The organism is Bradyrhizobium sp. UFLA05-112 (assembly GCF_053572325.1).
The window spans coordinates 46,260-66,797 of sequence record NZ_JBANBK010000027.1 but is presented as its reverse complement, the minus strand read 5'-3'; the positions used below and the strand labels follow the sequence as shown (position 1 = coordinate 66,797).

The 20,538-nt window shown below is 60.5% G+C and carries 17 protein-coding genes and 1 pseudogene; 2 read left to right on the top strand and 16 right to left on the bottom strand.

The genetic code is table 11. The features are described from left to right. Positions 1-456 precede the first annotated feature (456 nt). The 13 genes from SO180_RS17855 to SO180_RS17795 form a co-directional block, all read right to left on the bottom strand. Positions 457-1,806 (bottom strand): MFS transporter, encoded by a 1,350-nt coding sequence (locus SO180_RS17855; protein ID WP_449380175.1) that lies wholly within the window; start codon positions 1,804-1,806, stop codon positions 457-459. Between the two features lie 64 nt (positions 1,807-1,870). Further along, positions 1,871-2,524: a hypothetical protein gene (locus tag SO180_RS17850; RefSeq protein WP_449380144.1), complete on the bottom strand. Its 654-nt coding sequence runs from the start codon at positions 2,522-2,524 to the stop codon at positions 1,871-1,873. A 193-nt stretch (positions 2,525-2,717) separates the two neighbouring features. Further along, on the bottom strand, positions 2,718-3,155 hold the full coding sequence (locus tag SO180_RS17845) for a CopG family transcriptional regulator (protein ID WP_449380143.1): 438 nt from the start codon (positions 3,153-3,155) through the stop codon (positions 2,718-2,720). Between the two features lie 9 nt (positions 3,156-3,164). Next, a complete protein-coding gene (locus tag SO180_RS17840) occupies positions 3,165-5,162 on the bottom strand; it encodes a conjugal transfer protein TraG (protein ID WP_449380142.1) in 1,998 nt (665 codons plus the stop codon). Between the two features lie 111 nt (positions 5,163-5,273). Next, the gene (locus SO180_RS17835) at positions 5,274-7,025 is read right to left on the bottom strand and encodes a relaxase/mobilization nuclease domain-containing protein (protein WP_449380141.1); all 1,752 of its coding nucleotides are present in this window, start codon (positions 7,023-7,025) and stop codon (positions 5,274-5,276) included. 544 nt (positions 7,026-7,569) lie between these two features. Then, positions 7,570-8,634: an IS110 family RNA-guided transposase gene (locus SO180_RS17830; RefSeq protein ID WP_449380174.1), complete on the bottom strand. Its 1,065-nt coding sequence runs from the start codon at positions 8,632-8,634 to the stop codon at positions 7,570-7,572. Between the two features lie 684 nt (positions 8,635-9,318). Then, a complete protein-coding gene (locus SO180_RS17825) occupies positions 9,319-9,828 on the bottom strand; it encodes a S26 family signal peptidase (RefSeq protein WP_449380140.1) in 510 nt (169 codons plus the stop codon). Next, entirely contained in the window at positions 9,825-10,289 is a 465-nt protein-coding gene (locus SO180_RS17820; RefSeq protein WP_449380139.1) for a DUF2840 domain-containing protein, read from the bottom strand. The genes SO180_RS17825 and SO180_RS17820 overlap by 4 nt, the downstream gene beginning before the upstream one ends. Before the next feature lie 421 nt (positions 10,290-10,710). Beyond that, positions 10,711-11,499: a replication initiator protein A gene (locus SO180_RS17815; RefSeq protein WP_449380138.1), complete on the bottom strand. Its 789-nt coding sequence runs from the start codon at positions 11,497-11,499 to the stop codon at positions 10,711-10,713. A gap of 105 nt (positions 11,500-11,604) precedes the next feature. Further along, positions 11,605-11,883 carry a helix-turn-helix transcriptional regulator gene (locus SO180_RS17810; protein ID WP_449380137.1) on the bottom strand — a complete coding sequence of 93 codons (279 nt, stop codon included), beginning with the start codon at positions 11,881-11,883 and terminating at the stop codon, positions 11,605-11,607. A 150-nt stretch (positions 11,884-12,033) separates the two neighbouring features. Continuing rightward, a complete protein-coding gene (locus SO180_RS17805) occupies positions 12,034-12,555 on the bottom strand; it encodes a DUF2285 domain-containing protein (protein ID WP_449380136.1) in 522 nt (173 codons plus the stop codon). A gap of 58 nt (positions 12,556-12,613) precedes the next feature. Next, positions 12,614-12,808 (bottom strand): transcriptional regulator domain-containing protein, encoded by a 195-nt coding sequence (locus SO180_RS17800; RefSeq protein WP_449380135.1) that lies wholly within the window; start codon positions 12,806-12,808, stop codon positions 12,614-12,616. 144 nt (positions 12,809-12,952) lie between these two features. Next, positions 12,953-13,186 carry a DNA -binding domain-containing protein gene (locus SO180_RS17795; protein ID WP_449380173.1) on the bottom strand — a complete coding sequence of 78 codons (234 nt, stop codon included), beginning with the start codon at positions 13,184-13,186 and terminating at the stop codon, positions 12,953-12,955. A gap of 254 nt (positions 13,187-13,440) precedes the next feature. On the opposite strand from SO180_RS17795, the pseudogene SO180_RS17790 reads away from it, so the two are divergent. Further along, positions 13,441-13,551: pseudogene (locus tag SO180_RS17790) on the top strand (helix-turn-helix domain-containing protein); the annotation flags it as partial. A 225-nt stretch (positions 13,552-13,776) separates the two neighbouring features. Here SO180_RS17790 and SO180_RS17785 read toward each other — a convergent pair. The 3 genes from SO180_RS17785 to SO180_RS17775 all read right to left on the bottom strand — a co-directional run bounded on the left by SO180_RS17785 (position 13,777) and on the right by SO180_RS17775 (position 17,354). Beyond that, on the bottom strand, positions 13,777-14,091 hold the full coding sequence (locus tag SO180_RS17785) for a DUF736 domain-containing protein (RefSeq protein ID WP_449380134.1): 315 nt from the start codon (positions 14,089-14,091) through the stop codon (positions 13,777-13,779). A 952-nt stretch (positions 14,092-15,043) separates the two neighbouring features. Further along, positions 15,044-15,979: a DUF2493 domain-containing protein gene (locus tag SO180_RS17780; protein WP_449380172.1), complete on the bottom strand. Its 936-nt coding sequence runs from the start codon at positions 15,977-15,979 to the stop codon at positions 15,044-15,046. A 313-nt stretch (positions 15,980-16,292) separates the two neighbouring features. Beyond that, positions 16,293-17,354, bottom strand: a complete 1,062-nt coding sequence (locus tag SO180_RS17775) for a DUF7146 domain-containing protein (RefSeq protein ID WP_449380133.1) — start codon at positions 17,352-17,354, stop codon at positions 16,293-16,295. A 1,944-nt stretch (positions 17,355-19,298) separates the two neighbouring features. Between SO180_RS17775 and SO180_RS17770 the strand changes: the two genes are divergently transcribed. Then, positions 19,299-20,537: a hypothetical protein gene (locus SO180_RS17770; RefSeq protein WP_449380132.1), complete on the top strand. Its 1,239-nt coding sequence runs from the start codon at positions 19,299-19,301 to the stop codon at positions 20,535-20,537. Position 20,538: the final 1 nt, after the last annotated feature.

Genomic DNA, 20,538 nt, shown 5'->3' with positions numbered 1-20,538 from the left:
TTAGAACGGATCGCTTCGAGGATGCGCTGGCGACCTTCAAGCAAGCGGAACCGCTTTGACACGCCGCAGGTCTTGCGCCTAGGCATGGGATGATTGGCGCAGGCTGGGCCAATCTGCCGATGGGCCGCGCCGAAGGCGCTGTGCCCTGGCTGCTGAAGCCGTCAGCCAGCGGTCGCACATATATGCCGCTGGCGGCGGCCTATCAGCGAATGGGACGAATCGACGACACCAGAGCGACGATAGAAAAGAGCCCCCGAATTACGGCCCGGCTCGACCATGCGCAACGCCACCACCAACTGCAACAAACGCCAGCTCAGCGGAGATGTCCGCTCTGCGGCTGCATCTGGAGAAGCGAGGGTTCGCAGTTTTGTTATGGACGATGGGAGTTTGGTGCCCCGGAGGAGATTCGAACTCGCAGATGTGAGTTGCGCCAATTAGCGATGGAAGCGATCAACGTTACCACTCCGCGCCGTCACGTGCCTCCATGATCGAGACATCGGCAGGCCGAATGATTGCTTCAACCGAGTCCCCGTCTCGCGAGCGGTGATGCAGGAGGGAACTATCGATCCACCCACCCAATTCTCGAATCCAGGGAATGCTAGACCAAGCCAGCGCCACGACCTGCAAGGCAAGGCTCAACCCAAAGGCAACTTGGTAGGCAATCAGCGGATAGTGCCCATCTTGAACGGGCCATTGTTCAAGTATGAGTCCAGTTCCACATTGGACCGCGAAGGTCCACCCGAAATGCAAGACGTTCAAGCTTCCATTGGCGCGAGCCGCGAGCTCGGTTGGAAAGTATTCTGCGATCGTCGCGTAGCTGAGGACAGTGGCGGCGCCGACAACGGAAACCACTGACCATGGCAGCATCGACGGGAGCGGAAGACGCAGGATCAGTGTGAGCTCAGCCAACACGAACAGTAACGCCATCGCTGCGAGCAGCGTCTCCGAACCGATACCACGTCTTCGCAACCGGTCGGCAATCGTGCCCAGCAGCAAGGCGCCGCCGCATAGACCAATAGCCATGACGAACAATTGGGTCACCAAGGTTTCGCGGTTCAGTCCCTCGACATCCCTGAGCCAGGGCGCGGCCCACAATGCCTGCAACGACCAAGCCGACCCAACGCAGCTCGCCGAAAGTGGTGCAATTCGCCAGAAACGGCGATCCCTGAAGATCGCTTCCAGCCGAAGTCCGGCGGGTCGCGCTTGCTGCGCAATCTTGCTCTCCGGGACCGCTAGAAAGATCAGAAGGGCGGCTGCGAGCGTTGTGATCGCCAAAACCTCGAATATTCCGCGCCAACCCATCGAGTTCAGCAACCATTCGGCTGGTTGGGTTGCGGTCACCGCTCCCAAAGCGCCCAGCATGATCATATAGCCGTTCATCAGCGCGACCCGCTCTCTGGGAAACCAGAGAACGATCGCTTTCAGCCCAGCCATCAACGCGGCCGCGACGCCGAGTCCAATCATTGCGCGCGCGAGGAGAACCGACATGAATCCGTTCGAAGCACCGAACAGAGTGGCACCAAGGGCCGCGGCGAGCAACAAGACGCTCTGAACCCGGCGCGGACCAAAGCGGTCCAACAGGATTCCGATTGGAATCTGGGCAGCCCCAAAGATCAGGAAATATACCGATGTCAAAAGCCCGAGACTGCCGGCGTCCAAACCCAGGTCGGCCGACAGAGGTTCAGCAATCAGCGTATTGATGGTACGAAACAGATAGGAGAGGTAGTAGCCTGCCGCAAACGGCAGAAAAACGCTGAAGATCAGCCGCCATTTTGGAAGTCGCCCCGCGGCACTTGTCTCGGGGATTGTGGGTGCGGCGAATGGGACGAGCGGGGCCTGGCCTGCTCTCCTTCCCGCCGCCTCAATCGAGTCAGCAGAACGCGTTTGGCAAATTTCGAAAGTTGCGGTTGCTGCCGTCCTCCTGGACGGCAGCAATCTGTTCGGATTCCGCGACTGGAGCGACGTCCGCGAGGATGTTCGCCTGATCTTCCGAACGACCGGGCACGATTTTCCCATCGCGCTCAGGCGTGGAGGCGTCGCGCTCTGTGATGCTGAGACCGGCGATCGTCTCCCGCATCAGCGGCCGGCCCGAGCGCACACGCCGATCAACCTGCCCGGCCAGGGCCTTGAACCGCCGATAGCCCAGCACACACGCGTCGCGCTGTTGCGACGGCGGCATCGGCGGCGTCACCGTGACGTGATAGCGGGCGTGCAACGCGACCGTCTCGGCAATGATCGCAAGTTCGCTCTCCAGGCGTTCAATCTGATCACCGATCCGATGGAAGGCTTCGTGCACCATTTCTTCCATCGGCGGAGCCGGATTCAGGAAACGTTCGAGAGCTGCCTGTACGACCATGCTCTTGCCAGCCCCCGCCCGGCCGCTTGCAGCTTCCAAGCTCTCGAAAATCGTTTCAGAGAGCTGCACGCTGACCTTTCTGGTTCGAGGTGGGGTTGGGGAGGTGTTCGCCTCAGTTTGATCCAAACTCAGGCTGACCTGTCCATCGCGTTCGCCTTCGACCGTCATAATCTCCCCTCCCCGTGCAACTAGATCGATCGGTGCAGCTCGCGCTCGCAATCAGCGAGGCGAGATGCGATCAAAACGAATGAGCTGTCTTCAACGGCGGCGAAGGACAGAAGGGACAGTCCTGCGATTGCTTCAAGCGCACAGGCATCGATGTCGTAGTCTGGCGTAGGATGAGAAAGAAATGGCGGGCCGATCAGGCGGGATTAGGTTTGTCAGCCGACGGAACACGCGGCTCGACGTCCAAGCTGATTTCCTGCGCGAGGCTCTGGCCTCGGGCGAGCCGCCGGCCCAAGGCTTCGATGAACCCCTCGTAGCGTTCACGACCCTTGGCCTGGGCAGCAGGTTGTGCGGTATCCGGCAGGGGCGGCGTCGCCGTCAACCAGAAGCGAACGAACAACGCCAGCGCTTCATTCGAAATCGTCACGTGACGCTCGAGGCGCTCGACCTGGCGCGTCAGCCGGTCCAACCGCCGGCCGAGGGCCGCTTCCATGCGCTCGGAGCCATCCGGGGACAGGAATGAGGACAGAGCCGATTCGACGACGAGGGCCTGCGGCACCCGCTTCCGATTGGCATAGTCCGCCAACTGGCTGGCAAGATCTGGTGGCAGGCGAAATGTATGCTTGGTCCGCATCGCCTCTCCTCAGAGATCAAGGCCGTCATCGGGATCCATCGCGGCCTGGCGGGCTACGCTCGCCGCCACGCCGCGCAGTTCGCGTACTCGTTGGATATCATCAGAATCTTCGTCGCCGAATTCGAACTCGGTTTTCGCGGGAGGCGCATGTGGTGCCACATCTTCATGCACGGGAAGCTCCGGCTCTCGCCTAATGCCACCATTGGCCGGATCGTCGATGGATCCACTTTGCTGTTCTTGAACCTTCGGTTTCTGCGTGTTGAGCGGGGTGACCGGCAGGGGCAATTTGCTCCAATCATCTTCCGCAAGCGAAACACGGCTCTCCACCCCGCTTGACGTTGCCGGCGGAAGCACGCGCTCACGAAACCGCGAGTCTTCGTAATAGCGCACCTTTTTCGCACGGATCGGCGGGCACCCTGAAACCAGAACCAGTTCATCGTCCGGTGGTAATTGCATCACCTCGCCGGGCGTCAGAAGCGGACGTGCGGTCTCCTGCCGCGACACCATGAGGTGACCGAGCCACGGGCTTAACCTATGGCCAGCATAGTTCTTCATGGCGCGCAATTCCGTCGCGGTTCCCAGCGCTTCCGACACGCGCCGAGCGGTACGTTCGTCGTTGCTGGCGAAGGACACACGGACATGGCAGTTGTCCAGAATCGAATTGTTCGGGCCATAGGCCTTCTCGATCTGATTCAGGGACTGGGCGATCAAGAAACTCTTGAGCTCGTAGCCAGCCATGAACGCTAGCGCCGACTCGAAGAAGTCCAGCCTGCCCAGCGCCGGAAACTCGTCGAGCATCAGCAGCACGCGATGCCGACGTCCCTTGGCCTTCAAATCCTCCGTCAAGCGGCGGCCGATCTGGTTGAGAATCAACCGTACGAGCGGCTTGGTCCGGCTAATGTCGGACGGCGGTACGACGAGGTAAAGAGTTGTCGCCTGGTCTGCCTCCACCAGGTCACGGATCCGCCAGTCGCTGCGGCGCGTGACCTGTGCCACGACTGGATCACGGTAGAGCCCAAGGAACGACATCGCAGTTGAAAGCACGCCAGAGCGTTCGTTGTCGCTCTTGTTCAGAAGCTCTCGCGCCGCAGAGGCGATCACCGGGTGAACGCCGGTATCGGCCAGATGTGCCGTCGACATCATCGCACGCAAGGTCGCCTCGATCGGACGCTTGGGATCCGACAGGAATTTTGCGACACCCGCTAAGGTCTTGTCTACTTCGGCATAAAGGACATGCAGGATCGCGCCGACCAGCAGGGAATGACTGGTCTTCTCCCAATGGTTGCGCCGTTCCAAGGCACCTTCCGGATCGACCAACACGTCGGCAATGTTCTGGACGTCCCGAACTTCCCACTCGCCGCGACGAACCTCCAGGAGAGGGTTATAGGCTGCCGAGTTTCGGTTGGTCGGATCGAACAGCACGACCTTTCCATGGCGGGCGCGGAAACCAGAGGTTAGATGCCAGTTCTCGCCCTTGATGTCGTGGACGATACAACTGCCGGGCCATGTCAGGAGCGTCGGCACGACGAGACCAACGCCCTTACCCGATCGCGTGGGTGCGAAGCAGAGCACGTGCTCGGGGCCGTCATGTCGAAGGTAGTAGCGATCAAAGCAGCCCAGCACGACACCGTCCGGGCCCAAGAGCCGCGCGCTACGAATTTCATTCTGCAGTGCCCATCGGGCGGAGCCATAGGTGGCCGCGGTCTGCGCCTCCTGCGCTCGCCAGATCGACATTCCGAAGGCGACGATGATCGAGATCACCCCGCCGGACGCCGCGATGCAGGCCCCCTCGACGAAGATCTTGGGGGCATATGCATCGTATGCGTACCACCACCAGAAGAAGGCGGGGGGAAGGTAGATGGGCATTCCGAGCTCAAACCAGGGTGCTCCGAGTCGCGGCTGGAATCCCAGCCTCCAGGCAACCCATTGGGTCGCTGCCCACGTGGTGATGAGCACGATGGCAAGGACGAGCGTGATCTGGCCCCAAAGCACTTTGGTTGTTGACATGGCCGAGATGCAGCAGGGCTACCCGCGCGACATCAAGGATAAGACGCCCCCAAGGGTGTGTCGTGCGGTCCCCGCGCAGAAATCGGACAGGTCAGGATCCGGCCGATACCGCTAGAGGCCCAGTCCGCGCTTGCGACCAAAATCCCAGTCGACCCTGCCGCCTGGCATCATGATGCCTGTGACCTGCTTTCCGAGATGCTGCTCCAAGGCTGGTCGCCATGGTACGAGTTGGAAACCGAGACCATCATCGATCATGGCAAAGCGGCCCGAGGCAAGGGTCACCCGTTGCCTGTAGATGCCGGAGACAGGATCGCCCTCAGCAGTCAAGCGGTGGTCAAGCCCCGTTCCAGCCGCAAGCTTGGTGATCGCCTCCTGCAGCTCGCGCCGCCGCAACGTCGCAAGCAAGTCGCGCGCGAATAGCACGCGCTGCCCCTGCCGGCGGCCCTGGCCCTGCTCGATGAGGTAGTCGACGCGAGCCTCCATCGCTTCCCGCACCTCGGCTCCGAAGCCGCCGTGGCTGAGCGGCAGATCCTTGGCGAGGAGCTGACGGTCGAGCCATGTACTGCCTTTTGCCACTACCTGTTGCTCAATGGACAGGTCCGATCGGACGGCCAGCGACACGCGCCGGCGCCCGTTCGTGTCATCGTATGCGCGTGCCTCGACGATGGCGCCAGCCGGCGCATCGCCAGTCATCTCAATGTCTGCAAAGCGCAGGTGGTGCGTGCGACCATCGATACCGGCGATGATCGCGTAGGCGGATCCTTTGAGCTCATCGTCGAGACCACGTTGAACGAGGCGCCCCAAAACGGGATCGGTCGGTTCTTCGCTGTGCAGAGCAAAGGTGCTGATATCCGGCTCGCGACCGGCCCCACAGAGGGCCTGGTGCATCGTCTTGATGATGTCGCCGCGCATGCCGATCTGGCGAAGCGCCTCGTCAAGGCCAGGTTTCAGGGTCCAACAGGCGGGGCTTGCTGGCTCAGCCAAACCAAGGCGTTCCAGCTTGGCGGCCCTGCCGAGCAGCAGACTGCGCGGGTCGGTATCTTGGATATCCGGGCCTGGCCTGAGATCTACCACGCCCCCATTCGCGTCGGAAATGTCCCGCAGCGCACGGTCGAGGCTGGTCCAGCGCTCCGCATCGACCTCCCGCTCGAGGCTTGCGCGAATCTCATGCTCGCTTCGCGGCCCCAACTCGAGGGTAACTCGGTCGGCCGCCCGATCACGCAAGCCGCGGCTGATATACTCGCGGCTGATCACGAGGTCCTGACCGTCGTCGGCACGCCCGCGGATGAGGATGTGGACATGCGGGTTGTCCGTATTCCAGTGATCTACCGCGACCCAGTCGAGTCTGGTTCCCAGATCCTTCTCGACGTCACGCATCAGCTCACCCGTGAACGTCTTGAGGTCTCCCAGCGCGGCGCCATCCTCGGGCGAGACGATGAAGCGGAAGTGATGACGATCCTCTTCGCAACGCGCGGCGAAGGCGCGCTCGTCCGCCGCATCAGAGGTCTTGTCAAACATGCGCGCGTCTTCGCCGTCACGCGTTACGCCATCGCGCTTGAGATAGGCCAGGTGCTTGGGCAGGGTCGCCGATCGAAAGCGCGAGCCCTTGTGACGCACGACGCGTGCTTTTGTCACCACCCGCCGGGCATTAGAGCGCAGGCGGATCGAGACTGCCGCGCGGCGGCCGCGCCCGAAGTGGGACCGACTGTGAGCCTGGCTTGACCGAAAACTGTTGCCGACATGCCCCGCCCTCTTTGCGGACCGCATCACCTCCCCGACGAAGCTCTTCGGGCGCTTGGCCCCACGGTTGCCGTGGTCGATGCGACCGGGGCGGATCCGCAGGTCGTCGTCGCGTGACGTCACAGTGGAAAACCTTGTTCTGGCGCAGGCGTATGGCGTGCGAGACATTGATTGCACTTGAGAAATCGCGAAAGCGATGGCAGGGGGCATCGCCCGCATGGCAAAAATCGCCCCTCAACCAACCACATAGGCCGGACCGACGGCTGGCCTTTTCCCTTGCCTTCCTAATCGGGCGGGCAAAGTCAACTCATTCCTACGCTTTTCTTCGACTCTTCGAACTTCAGCCATCACCGACTCCCTGCATCGACAACACACAAACGTCACCACAACCGCGTTTGCGATCGGCATTCACCAGGCGGGGTCCATGCGTTCCTTCGCGTTCAGCACTTCGGCCGTCGCATGCTCTTCATCAGGTTCGTAAACAGGGCTGTCCAAGCAGTCCGGCGCTCTCTTCCCCGAAGGGCGGCAGCAGGCAAGAGATAGCGGACATTCCCCGTTTCGCGGCCCCGCCAGGGGACGCTCACCGCGCGCGCGGATCTCTAATTTCGCTCCTCCCCAACATGCTGGGCGCAAACCCAGCGCTAATCCGTCATCATATGCACCGCGGCTACCGTGCAGGTTTCAACCGCAGCCGCTGCGTGACTTTGGCGCCAAAACCAACATGGAAATCGGTCTCGCTGACCCACATCCGGTGCAGAATGCTTGCGAGCTTCCGCGCGACCGCGGTGATCGCGCACAGCATGCTCGACCGTTTGGCGATCCGCAGACCCCAAGCCCGCAGTGCCGACCATTTCCTGACCCGCAGCAGCAGGCTTGCGGCCGCCTCGGAAAGCGCCTCGCGCACTGCTACGTCGCCCTGTTTGCTGATGCGCCCTTCGAAGTCGATGGACGTGCCGGACTGGTGCCGTTTCGGCGTCAGGCCAAAATGGGCGCCGACCGTTCGTGATCGCGCAAAGCAATGAGGGTCATCAACGCCAACCTTGAATGACAGGGCCGCAACGGGACCGACGCCGGGAACCGTCATCAGACGCCGACAGACAGCATCATGCTGGACCACCTGCAGCAGCACACGATGCAGCCGATCGTAACCCTCGAGGATGGCGCGGCGCACGTCCAGCATGGCCTCGATGGTCATCACGAAGATCGGATCGCTGCGCTCGAGCAGCTCGCGGACGCGTGCTTCGTAGGCACCTCGAGCGACGGCTCCTACGAGCAGCCCATAGGCCCGCAGCGCACCACGAATGTGGTTTTCGAGGTCGATCAGTTTGCGCTTGAGCAGCTTCCGGCTGGTCAGCAGCTTACGCATCTTCTGCATGTCGATATTCTTGACATGGACGGCGTGGTACCAGCCCAGTCGCATCATCTGCGCGATGCCGCGCGCATCGTTGCGATCTGTTTTGTTGCGCATCGTCGAGAGCGAAACGCGCATATGACGCGCTTCGACGACAACGATCGGGAGCCCCGCTGGATGCAATTCGCGATACAGCCAGATGCCCAGCGATGACGCCTCGACTCCCACTCTATCGAGGCGATCCGCGTAGTTCTCTACAGCGGAGCGGATCGCCTCTGGCTCGGTGCTGACCTTGACTTCGCGGACCGTGAGACCCTCGCTGTCAACGATGCAAAGGCTGGTTTCTTCAAGACCGACGTCCAATCCAACATAGAGTTTCATCGGAGCTCTCCCTTGTGGCAACGACCTTTTAATCGTTGCACCAGGCTCCAGATTCGGCCACACGGCGGCTATCGGCGTGCACCGGTTTCTCGAAGCCCGATTTGAAGAGCCATCCCCGGTCGTCTATCCCCTGCTCCCTTCCTCCGACTTCCGAGCATACGAAAACGCACGAAAGCATCCGACAGAGTGTGATTGCGGTCATCGTGATGATCCCGAATGTGAAGACCGCACAAACAGACCTGTTGCGTGAGGCATCAACGCAGACGTGCCGAGGTTGGGTAGATCGCTGGACCGACCAATTTGGTAAGCGAACGCTGCTGAGTCCCTTCCGACGGAAGACCTCGTCGGAGACTGTACGGCGGCGACATTTTGCAATCGAGAAGGAGAGCTTCCACCCGACGAAGTCAGGGTCTTTGTCGCTTGATACCGATCTCGGCTTCGATCGTTTGAACATAGGCCAATGTCTCGTCGGGGAGCCGGCGGCCTGCTGCCAAGAGCTACTCGCATCGACTAGGCCCCGCGTTATAGGTCGCAAGAACCCTGCGGATCCAAAGCGGTCGAACTCGCCGTCACTCCGAAGCGCGGCTCCCCACAATGGGCTCCAAAGAGTTGGCCGGGATGGCGGACCGGTGCCGCGAGAGGACGCGCTGATAGGTCGCAATCGGACGAAACGTCTCGACATGCTCACTCTTCTCTGGTCCACACAGGAAGCGCTTGTCCGATGACAGTGGATGCCGAAATGAACCCGAAGTACCGACCATCGAGAGAGTCCGCCGACTGCCAATTCATGACGAAGATTTCGCCGGCGTCGATCACGCGACATCCCTGCCAGCTTGGCAATGGCCGGCCGCGGCTATCGCGCTCGCGGGCCTGCCCTAACTCAATGCTATCGACCGTGATCGTGAGTCCGCTCCTACAGACGGTTTGCCCGGGCAATGCGAGGATTCGCTTGAGCATGGGCACGCCGATCGGCAGGTAACCGTTCAAGTCGAGAAAACTCGCAAGCGGTTCCGGCGGTCGTATTGCCACAAGCTCGGTGACGGTCAGTTGCTTCAGTGGTCGCAAATGATACAGGCCGACCGGAACGCTCTCTGAGACGTTCCAGATGTAGGATGGAGGGGCCTCATTGATCGTGGAGAGCACAAGAGCCAGGGCTCCAAGAGTGAGAACGATGGTACACGTCCGGTTCGTCATGACGCTACCCTCCGGCGGTGCAGCCAAGCCTGGTGACGGGCGCGCGTGTAGGCTCTTGGCGTTTCGTTGACCGACAGGCGGTTGTGCACGTGATGCCAATAGTCGGGAGCGGCCTCAGCCGGATCGATGCCGAGCGCCTCGACGGCGTCAACGAGCTGCAGGACGCGCGCGACCTTCGGCCAGCCAGATAGTCGCAGCAGGCTCTCGCCACCGGGACTGATCCAAGGGACGGTCGAGTGGCGCCGACCTTGCTCCGCCGCGCGCAAGATATCGACGCGGGACAATACCGTGCCGAAGTCATTGGAGGTCCAACGGACGAACGCGAACATGCTGCCGGGCGCGAACGAGAGGAGGCGGCGATGACGGTCAATGATCTGTTCGCATACCGGATGGCCGAACCGGATCCGGTTCTCGATACGCTTTTCGACCCACATAAGCTCGACGGTCGTGAAGTCGTTCATGTTGCAGCTCCGTGTCGCCGAGAAGTAATGCGGTCGGACCGGCCAATTGCAGATCCATTCGATTCCTGGATGAACCGCACTAGCGTCGGAAAGCCCGGTGTCTTCTCTCCTGCTAACCGTCTGACTGCGCGTGGAAGGTGGCAGTGGCGAGAGGCGGATCGGCACGGGATCCGGCTCCAGGCGAGTAGTTCGAGTTCGCCAGTCGAGGAGCAGTTTCGCAAGGCCCGGTACCAGTTCGCGAGACCTTGTGAACCAACGCACGACGCGTTCGCTTCCGTTAGAAAGAGTCCGAAGGATTCTAAGCTAGGAAAGTTAAGAGAGCGGGAAGTCCTTGCACAGCAAGATGTCGACCGGATTTGATAGTACGAGGATCCGGTCCCCGATGGCACGAGAGTCTTGGTCCCCGATAACACGAGTTGATTCACAACTTATCCCCCTTACGGCCGTCGCGCTTACGGGAGCGTCCTACAAAGGGATCAACGAGAGCGGGCGCAAAGTTCAATCGTTCGCTGCCGCTTGGATCCCATGTGGTGACGAGTTGGTAATCCCGCAGCGTTTGACGACGGGCGATCTCGCGCAGGTCGTAAGTAAAGTATTTGAGCGGTGACAAGCTGCTAGACTTCGCGTGGAGATGCACGATATCGAAGCTCCAGCCGCCTTCCTGGCGGCCATCCTGCTTGCGCACGAGGCGATAACAATGCCACCGCTCCAACCCGCCCGTGAGATCGAAGTGCGCGCGGTCGATGGTAAGCGCGCAGGCTTCATTCAAGACACCGGTGTAGAACCAATCGGGCAGAATGAGCTCCAGCCCGCGGGGATCGCCGTGCATGTCGGCCGTTTCCTTCCATTCATTGATCCAGGCGAAGCAATACCGCCGGCGTTCCGTCGGCTGGCGGATTGACGTTACCACCACCTTGGTCGACTGCCGGTCGAGCGCAGCCTTGAGGCAGTCGCAATCGCGCACGTTGGTGCCACGGCCGACGAAAGTTAGGATCTCGTACGGCGTGGCCATCAGCCTGGAGGTCTTCAGGCCGACGTCGCGCGCTTCGACAATCTGCGAGGCGGCCCAAATCAGGACGTCCGCATCCCCAATCGTCGCCATGCCGTGTTGCGCCACCGCTTCGACACGAATCGAGACTGTTCCCACATGGAAGTTGATCGGCGCGATCCGCTTGGACTTCGCCAGCAAAAAGAAAGGATAAGCCGTCAAGTCTTGAGCATCGCGTGGTGCAAGATCGCCGGGAAGAGCACGGGATAGATCGAGCGGATCGCGCTCGGAGCGCCGGGTGCGTAGAGGTTTTGCTGTCGGACATGGTCAGCGCCGCTCTTTGCCCGCATAGGGAATGGGCGCGTGCCGCTTGGCGGGCAACACACCACCAGCGCCGGGATCGCTGGTCGACGTCTTGGCGCCGCGATCAACCCAGTCCTTCAGGTCATCGAGCGCATAAACGACGCGCCCACCGAGCTTGCGATAGGTTGGGCCCGTGCCAAAGGTGCGATGCTTTTCGAGTGTGCGGCCGGACAGGCCAAGGAGTCGCGCGGCCTCGGGCGTGCGCAGGTATCGCGGCGGCAAGCCGGCATTCGGATCGGACATTTGAAGGGCTCCGTGATCATCTGGCGCGCTCCCGACTTGCAGCGCGTGTCGACGGTCATAATCGCGGAGTGGACCTGCGTAGAGGGATGCCGAAGATAGGGGTAGCGATTTTCGATACCCGGTCGCGGATAGGATAGTTCGAGGGATGAGTTACCGGTTTCGCTTTGCTCGACGTAGTAGCGCGCGATAGCCGCCGCGCATCATCGACATCCCCGTTTGAACGAGGCGTATCGTACGGTTACGCAAATCATGTGTCTTCCAGCCTCGCTCGGGAAGGCGCTGTCGCCCGAACAAGCCGGTTGCGATGTTGCGATAGCTATTTCCCGCCAACCACCCGTCCAGGGCGCGCATCGCGAGGATCGTGCGCTGACGCCGCTGGACGGAAAGTGGAAGAAGAGATGGCCCGAGCGGCCGCCGGTCGAGCGCCGACCAGAACCGAAATGCTGCCTGCGATCGAGTACCGAAATCGGAATCGAATTGCAGTTCGACAGCAATTGATGAACCGCTCGCCGGCAGTTCTTGTAGCCACAGGCGGTGATTCGTCCCTCCCAGCGGCAGGATGGCGTGCCATCCGTCCGCCGCATGACGAAGCTCACCACTTCGCAGCATCGTCAGGTTGAGATCGTACCGTCTGGAATCCGACGGCGCGACTAACGTGCGGACAGTCAGCACGGTGGAGAGAGCCTCGGGTGACCAGAAGATTGTCTGCTGATCGAACGCCTTCTGAGGATCAGCTGCGAAAAGACAGCCCCCATTGCTGTCGGAAATCGTCGGTCATCCCGCTCGATCGTTGGGCGTTGGTCAGGTCTTTATAGGCTCTTTGATATTCGCCATCTCGGCGAAGCCACTCCCAAGCGACATCCGTGGTCTCGGCCTCGTGGACCTTGTCATAGGCGGACTGTGATTTCCAATCAAAGACTGACATCGTACTCATTCCTCACTGGTAATACGAGGAATTGCAGCACAACAAATGCGACAATTTCAGGTTGCGTCGATAGGTCACCCGAATAGCCCGATTGGCCCTCACTATCGAGCGTCACCAAGAAGTCATGATTGCTTCAAACGCCATTCATTTTTCATCCTTCGGCCAACCCCTCTGCAGCAAATGACGATAGCCGTGGCGCGCAGCCCACTTCGCGCGAGCCAAGTGACTTTCGAAACTGCGGCGAGCGCGATCCGGCTGGAGAGTAGGGTCAAGGTGAAGGACAATCCGCGCAACTTCGCGCCAGTCGGCGTTGTCAGCTTCGGCGTCGAGGAGACGCATATACGTGACAGCGTGTTGCTCGTCATACGATGTTAGCATGGGCTCGCTGGGCGCCAAATCTGCAACTTTTGGATCACGCGGCGGCACAGTATGAAACTCCTATGGTCCTAGAAGCTTCGATCGAGCAAATCCTGACTGCATTCATTTTCGTACCGACACGCCCACCGGTCTACGGGTTTTGTGCATACCAGAGATGAATTATTCTTCGGTTAGCGCAGTGGCGGCGCTCCATCTCCGCAAGTGTAGGGAATACTCCGTGGAGAAATACTCATCAAGGCGCTGCCCTCCCGGTTATGAAGATCCGGGAGGTTTTGGCACAGAATGCACGGAAGCTGCGGCAGGCACGAGGCTTGTTGCAGGAAGAGTTAGCGCACCGCGCGATAATCGATCGCACCTATGTCAGCTCGATCGAAAGATGCCACTATTTGGCCGGCGTGAATGAAGATCTGTTGCGTGGAAGAGCGGGGAAACCGCTCCGCCGGCGCGGAATCGTACTTCACCCTTGCCCGCACGAGGGCGGCCCCTTTGCAATCCCTTCAAAAGGAAAGCTCCTTTCCGCTTTCTTCAAAGCGGTGGAACGAGGAAAAAAGCCCCGCCTCCGAGGAGGCGGGGCCGATGGTTCCAAGGAATCAGTCGCCGTTGCGGCGAGACCAGATCAGGGTGAAGCCCTCGTCGCCTTCGACCTTCACCAGCGAAGCGTAGATCGGGGCCGGAAAGCTCGGATCGTCGAGCTTGACGGAGAGGTATTCGCGTTCGCTGTCGCGGGCCGTCTTCTTCCAGGCGGCGCCGAACTCGGTCATACCGGCGAAGATGCGGTAATCGGGCGCCTTGTCGTTGTCCTTCTCGGACGCGGCGAATCTTGCCTTGATGTTCAGCGTCAGAGTCTTGATCAAGCCGACGTAGCCGTTGTCCGCAGCGGTGAAGGTGCCGATGATGGTAGCCATGATAGTCTCCGTTTGTTGCTCGGGCTGCGCCAATCGCAGCCTCGATGGCGATCCTTGGGCCGGGGAGCGATCGGCCCGCAGACTTCAGACCCGCAGCGCTAGCGGAGGACGGCCACAAGCCTGCTCTTTTTGTCTCCCGCGAGGAATGCCGCCTCTTCGCGGCAGGGGAAAAAAGCAGGCGCGGCCGTTGCGGGAAGGCGATCGAGGCTCTTGCCGGCCCTCGGGCCTGATCAGCCCATTCGAGGTTGCGTTGGACGCACACCGTGAACGAACCGACGGAGGCGACCATGGCTTCCGACACCGACGCATCACAAGGACTTAGGCCGGTTCGATCGGACACTTGCTGACGGCAGCGCATTAACGGCAAGGAAGATGCGCCTCGGCAAACGCCAGCGAACCACATCGCACGCGCGCGCGTTTCCCGCCTGCAGTGCTAAGGTACGAATCAGGGCAAGCTGTCGAAGCGCGCAAGAGAGAGAGAGAGAGAGAGAGAGAGAGAGAGAGAGAGAGAAAATCTGCTCGCTTACGGAGGACGAAGTTTCAAAGATTGAACAACTACACGCAGACGCGTTCGGCCAACGCCGAGAGTGACTGACGGTAGATTCAAGGCCGTCTGGCGAGGAACACTTCAATCAGCTCGGCGCTTCGACCCGAGTGGCTCCCGATCAGGCGTTGGCAAAGAAGACACTCGTCTCTAGCCTCGAAGAACTCCGATCTTAACTGCCACGAATGAGACGACATATGTCGCGAGACAAAGGTCAGTCAGAAAGATAGGGTAAGCCCAGCGACATTGAGGACAAATCTCCACCGTCACGGCGCATCTCGATGTTTAGATCAAGACGCGATGACAAAGGTGAAGTCTCGGATGAAATTGGGCTTTGATGAGCGGGCCGGCTCTATCTGGCGTTGCCCACGCGAACCGATTTTCGGCTCGAGTCGCGTAAGACGGCGCTCACGCGCCATCTTTGTGAAATTTCCAGACCGGAATACCGAGCTTCTTCGCCTTGTCGGCGAGGTTGTCCTGTATGCCGGTCCCCGGGAAGTGCATAACTCCGATCGGCATGACTGCCAGCATGGCGTCGTTGCGCTTGAATGGTGCAGCCTTGGCGTGCTTCGTCCAGTCTGGTTTGAAGGTGATCTGTGATACCCTGCGATTGTTGGCCCATTTTGCAGCGATCAATTCAGCACCTTTCGATGAACCGCCGTGGAGCAGGACCATGTCGGGATGCTTCGCGTGGACTTTGTCGAGCCGGTCCCACACGAGCGAAACGTCGTTGAAGTCAAGTCCGCCGGTGAGCGCGATCTTCGGCCCGGCCGGCACCACCACCTCGGCTTCGGAGCGACGCTTGGTGGCGAGGAAATCGCGGCTGTCGATCATCGCGGCGGTGAGCGTGCCGTGGTTGATGATTGATCCAGAGCGCGGCCGCCAGAGCGAGCCAGTGTGGACTTCGAACCATTCGGCAGCTTGGTCGCGAAAGACTTCCATGACGTTGCGGCGCTCCATGATCGTGATGCCCTCGGCGGTGAGCCGTTCTAGCTCGACGGATCGGACCTCCGAGCCATTTTGCTCACGTAGACTCTTCTGCTGCGCCTGCTCGTTTGTGTCGAGCTCGCGTTCGATGCGGTCCGCCGCACGATGGAAGAGATTAACGGCCGACCAGAGCAAGTCCTCAAGATCCGGCTCGAGGCGCGTGTCATTCAGTGTCGCGACTAGGGCATCGAAAATGTCGGCGACCGCACCGGCGATGGCCTTGCCTTCCGGAAGTGGCCTTGGATCGGGTTCATCTTGCAACGGGCGGTACCCATAGAGCTGAAGCTCGCTGAGGATGTGGTCGGTCGCAGACCGAGGGTGCGGCGCTTCGAAATCGGGGTCGTCCTGGTCGGTCATCATAGGTGAGGCCCTTTGCTGGATCGGCCGCGCCCATCGCGGCCTTCGTGGCGATCACTTGACCGCGGGCGGAAAGGACCAGAACCCGAAGTGAAAGCGCAGGGCCGAAGCGACAGCGGAGGATGGCAGAGATGCGGCTATTTTGTTTCGCGATGCAAAGGCGTGAGGCGCCGGCGGAAAATAGCCACAACCTCTGCCGTTGCAGGGCCGCACTCGCCCGCCGTCCGATCGCCCTCTGGAAGGCCCGGGGCGCGACTGTGTCCGGCCGCCGCGGCTTGAACAACCGATCGCAACGCCTCTAAGCGACCCACGTTCAACCCGTTTCAGCAGCCGTCAAGGACATGAAGCGCACGACATCCTGCGGAGCGAGTTGAGCGCGCAAGGTCTCACGAAGCTGGTCGATGCCAAAGGTGAGTAGATCTTCGTTGAAATCCCCAAGCCGGGGCGACAGCGGTATCGCCTCGATACCGGCGTCCAAAGCCCGTTTGGCCAGGGCCGCCAACGCGAAGTCGCCGGCAGCATCACGATCGCGCGCGATGTAGAGTCGGCGCAGCTGCAGCGGAAGTAGCAGGGCAGCAACATGGTTTGCGGAAAGCGCGGCAGCCGCTGGCAGCGCTGGAGTTGCCCGGCGGAGCGACAGCATGGTCTCGATGCCCTCTCCTGCCACCAGCACGTCGTCGGCCGTCCCGAATCGAACCGCGTTACCGAGAAGGTCACCCATGGCCCGTCGCGGCGTATCGATCGGCGCCTTACCCAGGCGCACAACATCGAAACCGTCGGGATCGAGCCAGGTGCGATGCACGCCGGTGATCCGACCATCAAGGTCCGTGACACCGGAGATCAATGCCGGCCAAATCTCGGTGGGCGCGTCGCTATCGGGTCGGTAGTAGCAGCGCGGGTAGAAGCGCAGCGCACGATCGTCGCGTGACGCTAAAATGCCCCGATTACGCAAATAGACCTCACCGAGAGTTCCGGCGACTGGCTGCGAGATAGCGAAGAGTCGCCGAGCCGCCTTGGGCGAACCGACTGACGCTCTGCTGCGCGCAAGTTTCGCTGAAGGCTCTGAGTCCGAGCGAGGTAAATTGAGAAACCGGCGCGCCTCGTTCGCCACGTCGCGGAAATTGAGCAGTCCACAGCTTTCGCGAATGATGTCGAGCAAGTCGCCGTGCTCGCTCGTTGCAGCATCAGTCCATTTCCCCGCTGGTCCCTCGGGCGATTCCTTCAATCGGACGAACATCGAGCGTCCCGGCGTGTTGCGGGCATCGCCAACCAGCCAATAGCGCCCTTGCCGCCGACCGTTCGAGAGATAGTAACGGCACACCGCCTCGGCCTCTCGCGCGAGGCGACGCGCCAGTTCGGAAGCGCCGCGCGACATCACGCAGCCTCCCGATGGCCGACGTACTCAATCTGGAGGCGCTCCAGCGCCAGCTTGTTAAAGGTAAAGTCACAGGCCGGAAACGAGGTGATCGTCGGGACAGCTTCCACCATTTCGGTGCTCCACGGCGGGCGGCCGAGAGCCTCTCTCTTGGCTTCCAACCCGTCGCGGAAACTCCACCTCCCCTCTCACTCTTCCTCCGAGTAGCGACGAGATGCTTCAAGCGGCCTCACGCTCCGTACCGTCACCTGCTATGTCGACGGCGGGATCTGGCAAAACGCCTATGATTTAATCCGACGCCTCACTAACTTGGCTTGCTGCGAGGACAATCGCCCGATTGTCCTCGCCGCCCCTCAAGCCATGAGGCGATGCGGTCGGTGCGCTGCATCGACGGCGCAATGCGAAGTGCGGCATGCAAGAATGAGGCCCGCAGTTTCCGCGATCAACTCCTCTAAGGCACACTTCTTGGTGGCCTGCGATGGCGGGCCAAAGAAAGCAGCCGCAGGAGCGTCAGCATAGCGCCGCCGCCAGGCGGGACGCGGGACCGACTGCAGTCTCGAGACCGGATTAATAAGGCACCCGCAGGAGGGTTAGTATAGCGCCGGCGCGGAACGCGACGAAACCCGGAACCGAGTGCCTCCGGCGAGAGACACATCCGATGCGCGGGATCGAAGCCGTCGGCCGAGACGCAGAGCGGCTCGGTTCACGAGAGCTCGTTGCGGCAAACGCCGCGCGCGCGATGACGCAGATCAAAAGTGTCTCGACGACAGCGATTACGTTCTGGCGGCGACATCCCAATCGCAACTTCGCGAATGTCTTAATACTCCAGCCGAGCCGACGAGAAGCCGAACTACCGCTGCTGTTCCTACGAGGGGTATCATTCCGACAAAGAGAAGACTTGCTGTGCACTCTAATGCAAGTTGATCAATAGGTTTGTCGGATCAAATACTGATAGTTCAGCAGAATCAGCTGTCTCTCACCAAGGGGGCAAGGATGTCGCTTCAGCGCCAAAAGTTGGCATCCGTCGTGTTGCATACACAACCCATTGCTCCGCGGGCTCCGACGCGCTTGGTTCGTCGATCGGTCTCGCTACGCATTCGGCAATTGCACTCCCATCGCCAGATCGAACTTTCCCATCGGCGTTCTAGGCGAGCGGGAGTCTGGTCCGTAAGCGCCGCCATTTTGGTAGCGCAGCTAGCGATCCGTGAGAGACACGCGTCCCAGGCTACTGGGCGCAGATACCGCGATCCTGCCACTACAAGACCCGACGCGCAGGTTGTCGCCGCCTTTGCGGCCGCAATTTTGTTGAACCCGTCAGCGCCCGAATATACCCGTGCGATCGTGATCGTTTCTGTTAGGCTACATCGTTCGTCCTATTTGCACGCCATGCCAGCCGATTGCCACACGAGCTCTCTGCTCTCCTTTTTCTCTGGCGCCTCGGCCTTCATATCGAGGTGCCGGTGACAGGGGGCGTGGAAGTATGCGCGCAAGAGGCAAGATGTTCGAGTGCAAGCTGAAACCATCCAAATCGTTACCTTGTGGGCCTGCCATAGGCCAGAAGCATCTCAAAAGACTTAAGGCGTTGATGGCCCAGCCCGGACATTTAGACCATTGACCCGTGCTCATGGCACTTCGCCCTGCCCTTCCTGCCCGTTATCCGCCCATTGGCACATGGCCTGCACTCATGCGCGCCGACATGGCCGCTGCCTATCTCGATTATCGCGATACAGGTGAACTCGCACGCGCCGTTGGTCGCGGCGAGGCACCACCTCCCACTGGCTATCGCGGAATCGGGCGCGCGCGACAGCCAATTTGGTCCAAGGCCGCCATCGATAACTTCGCGGCACCGGCGAGGACAATGAATCCAGATAGATCGCAAGATTTGGTTTCTCTCGTATGAAGCCACCCCGGTCGAAACTTCCGCGCTACTGCCGACGAAAGCTCTTGAAAAGCGATCGATGGGCTTACTTCTTTGAACCGCCGACCTGGGCCCGCCGGCAGGGCTGCAACGTCAAGGCTGAAGCGTTAGGAGAACAATATGCCGCTGCCGTTGAACGGGTTGAAAATATCCTTCTTCCCGCCTTCGACAGTTGGCGTTCACGAGGGTTGACCGACATGATTCCACCTTCTCCCGTGCCCGGCAGTTTCGATTGGCTGGTCAGCATCTTCCAAGCTCATCAGAAATGGAGAGAAATAGACGAAAAAACACAGCGCCTTTACAAGCAAGGCCTCGCACTCTTTTCCAACCACACGCTGAAGGATGGTAGCCGTGCGGGCTCGAAGCAGCTCTCTGATTTTACGAAAGGCTTCGTCGACGCAATCTACGCGAAACTGCTTGTCGTGGAACACAGGGACGCATGCGGGAACGTCGTCAAGCGCGAGCGTCGCCGCTTTGCAAATGCGGCCATGGCCTCTTGCAGGCGCGCATGGTTTGTTGGGCAGCGTGCCCAAGAAACGAAAGTGCCAGCGATCAATCCATTTTCGCGGATGGGCCTAAAGAGCCGTGCGCCTGGCCAGCCCGTCCGCCAGACACCTACGGCGGCTTGGGACGAACTTGTCGCGTTCAGGGCGGCGGCGACGAAACTGGGTTACCGCTCAGTCGGAACTGCCGCGCTGTTGACATGGGAGTGGTTGCAGCGCGAAGAACACGTCTTTGGAGCTTTCGAAATTTCGCACTACCGGCCAAAGGAGCGGCCGAACAGTGTGAAGATTGTGCATCCGAAAAATGGCGAGGAAGCCTGGTGGCCACTATTCGATGAAATGGACGAGCCTCTCTTCCCCGAACTGATGGCGGAGCTCGACGCCATCAAGGAGACCGTGGTCTCGGGGCTGGTCTTTCGGCGCGACCATGAACATCGCAGATCGCCTACGCAGCTCCCTTGGATCACACAACGCAAGGACCTGCGTTATTTGCGCCGCGTCGTAAAAAGAATTGTCGCGGCAGCTGAGCTTCGGAGTGAACTCTCTTTTACCTCGTTCCGTCACGGTGGATTTACGGAAGGAGCGGACAGCGATCTCACGGATGCCGAGTTACGCGCAGCGGGTCGTCATCGATCGGCACGCCAACTGCCAACCTATGCCAAACGCACGCGCAAACAGTTGATCGCAGGCTCCAAGAAGCGCCACGAAGAGCGAGCAAGAGCAGCCCTTATCGGAATCGCCACTACCCGCGCGTCTGAATAGC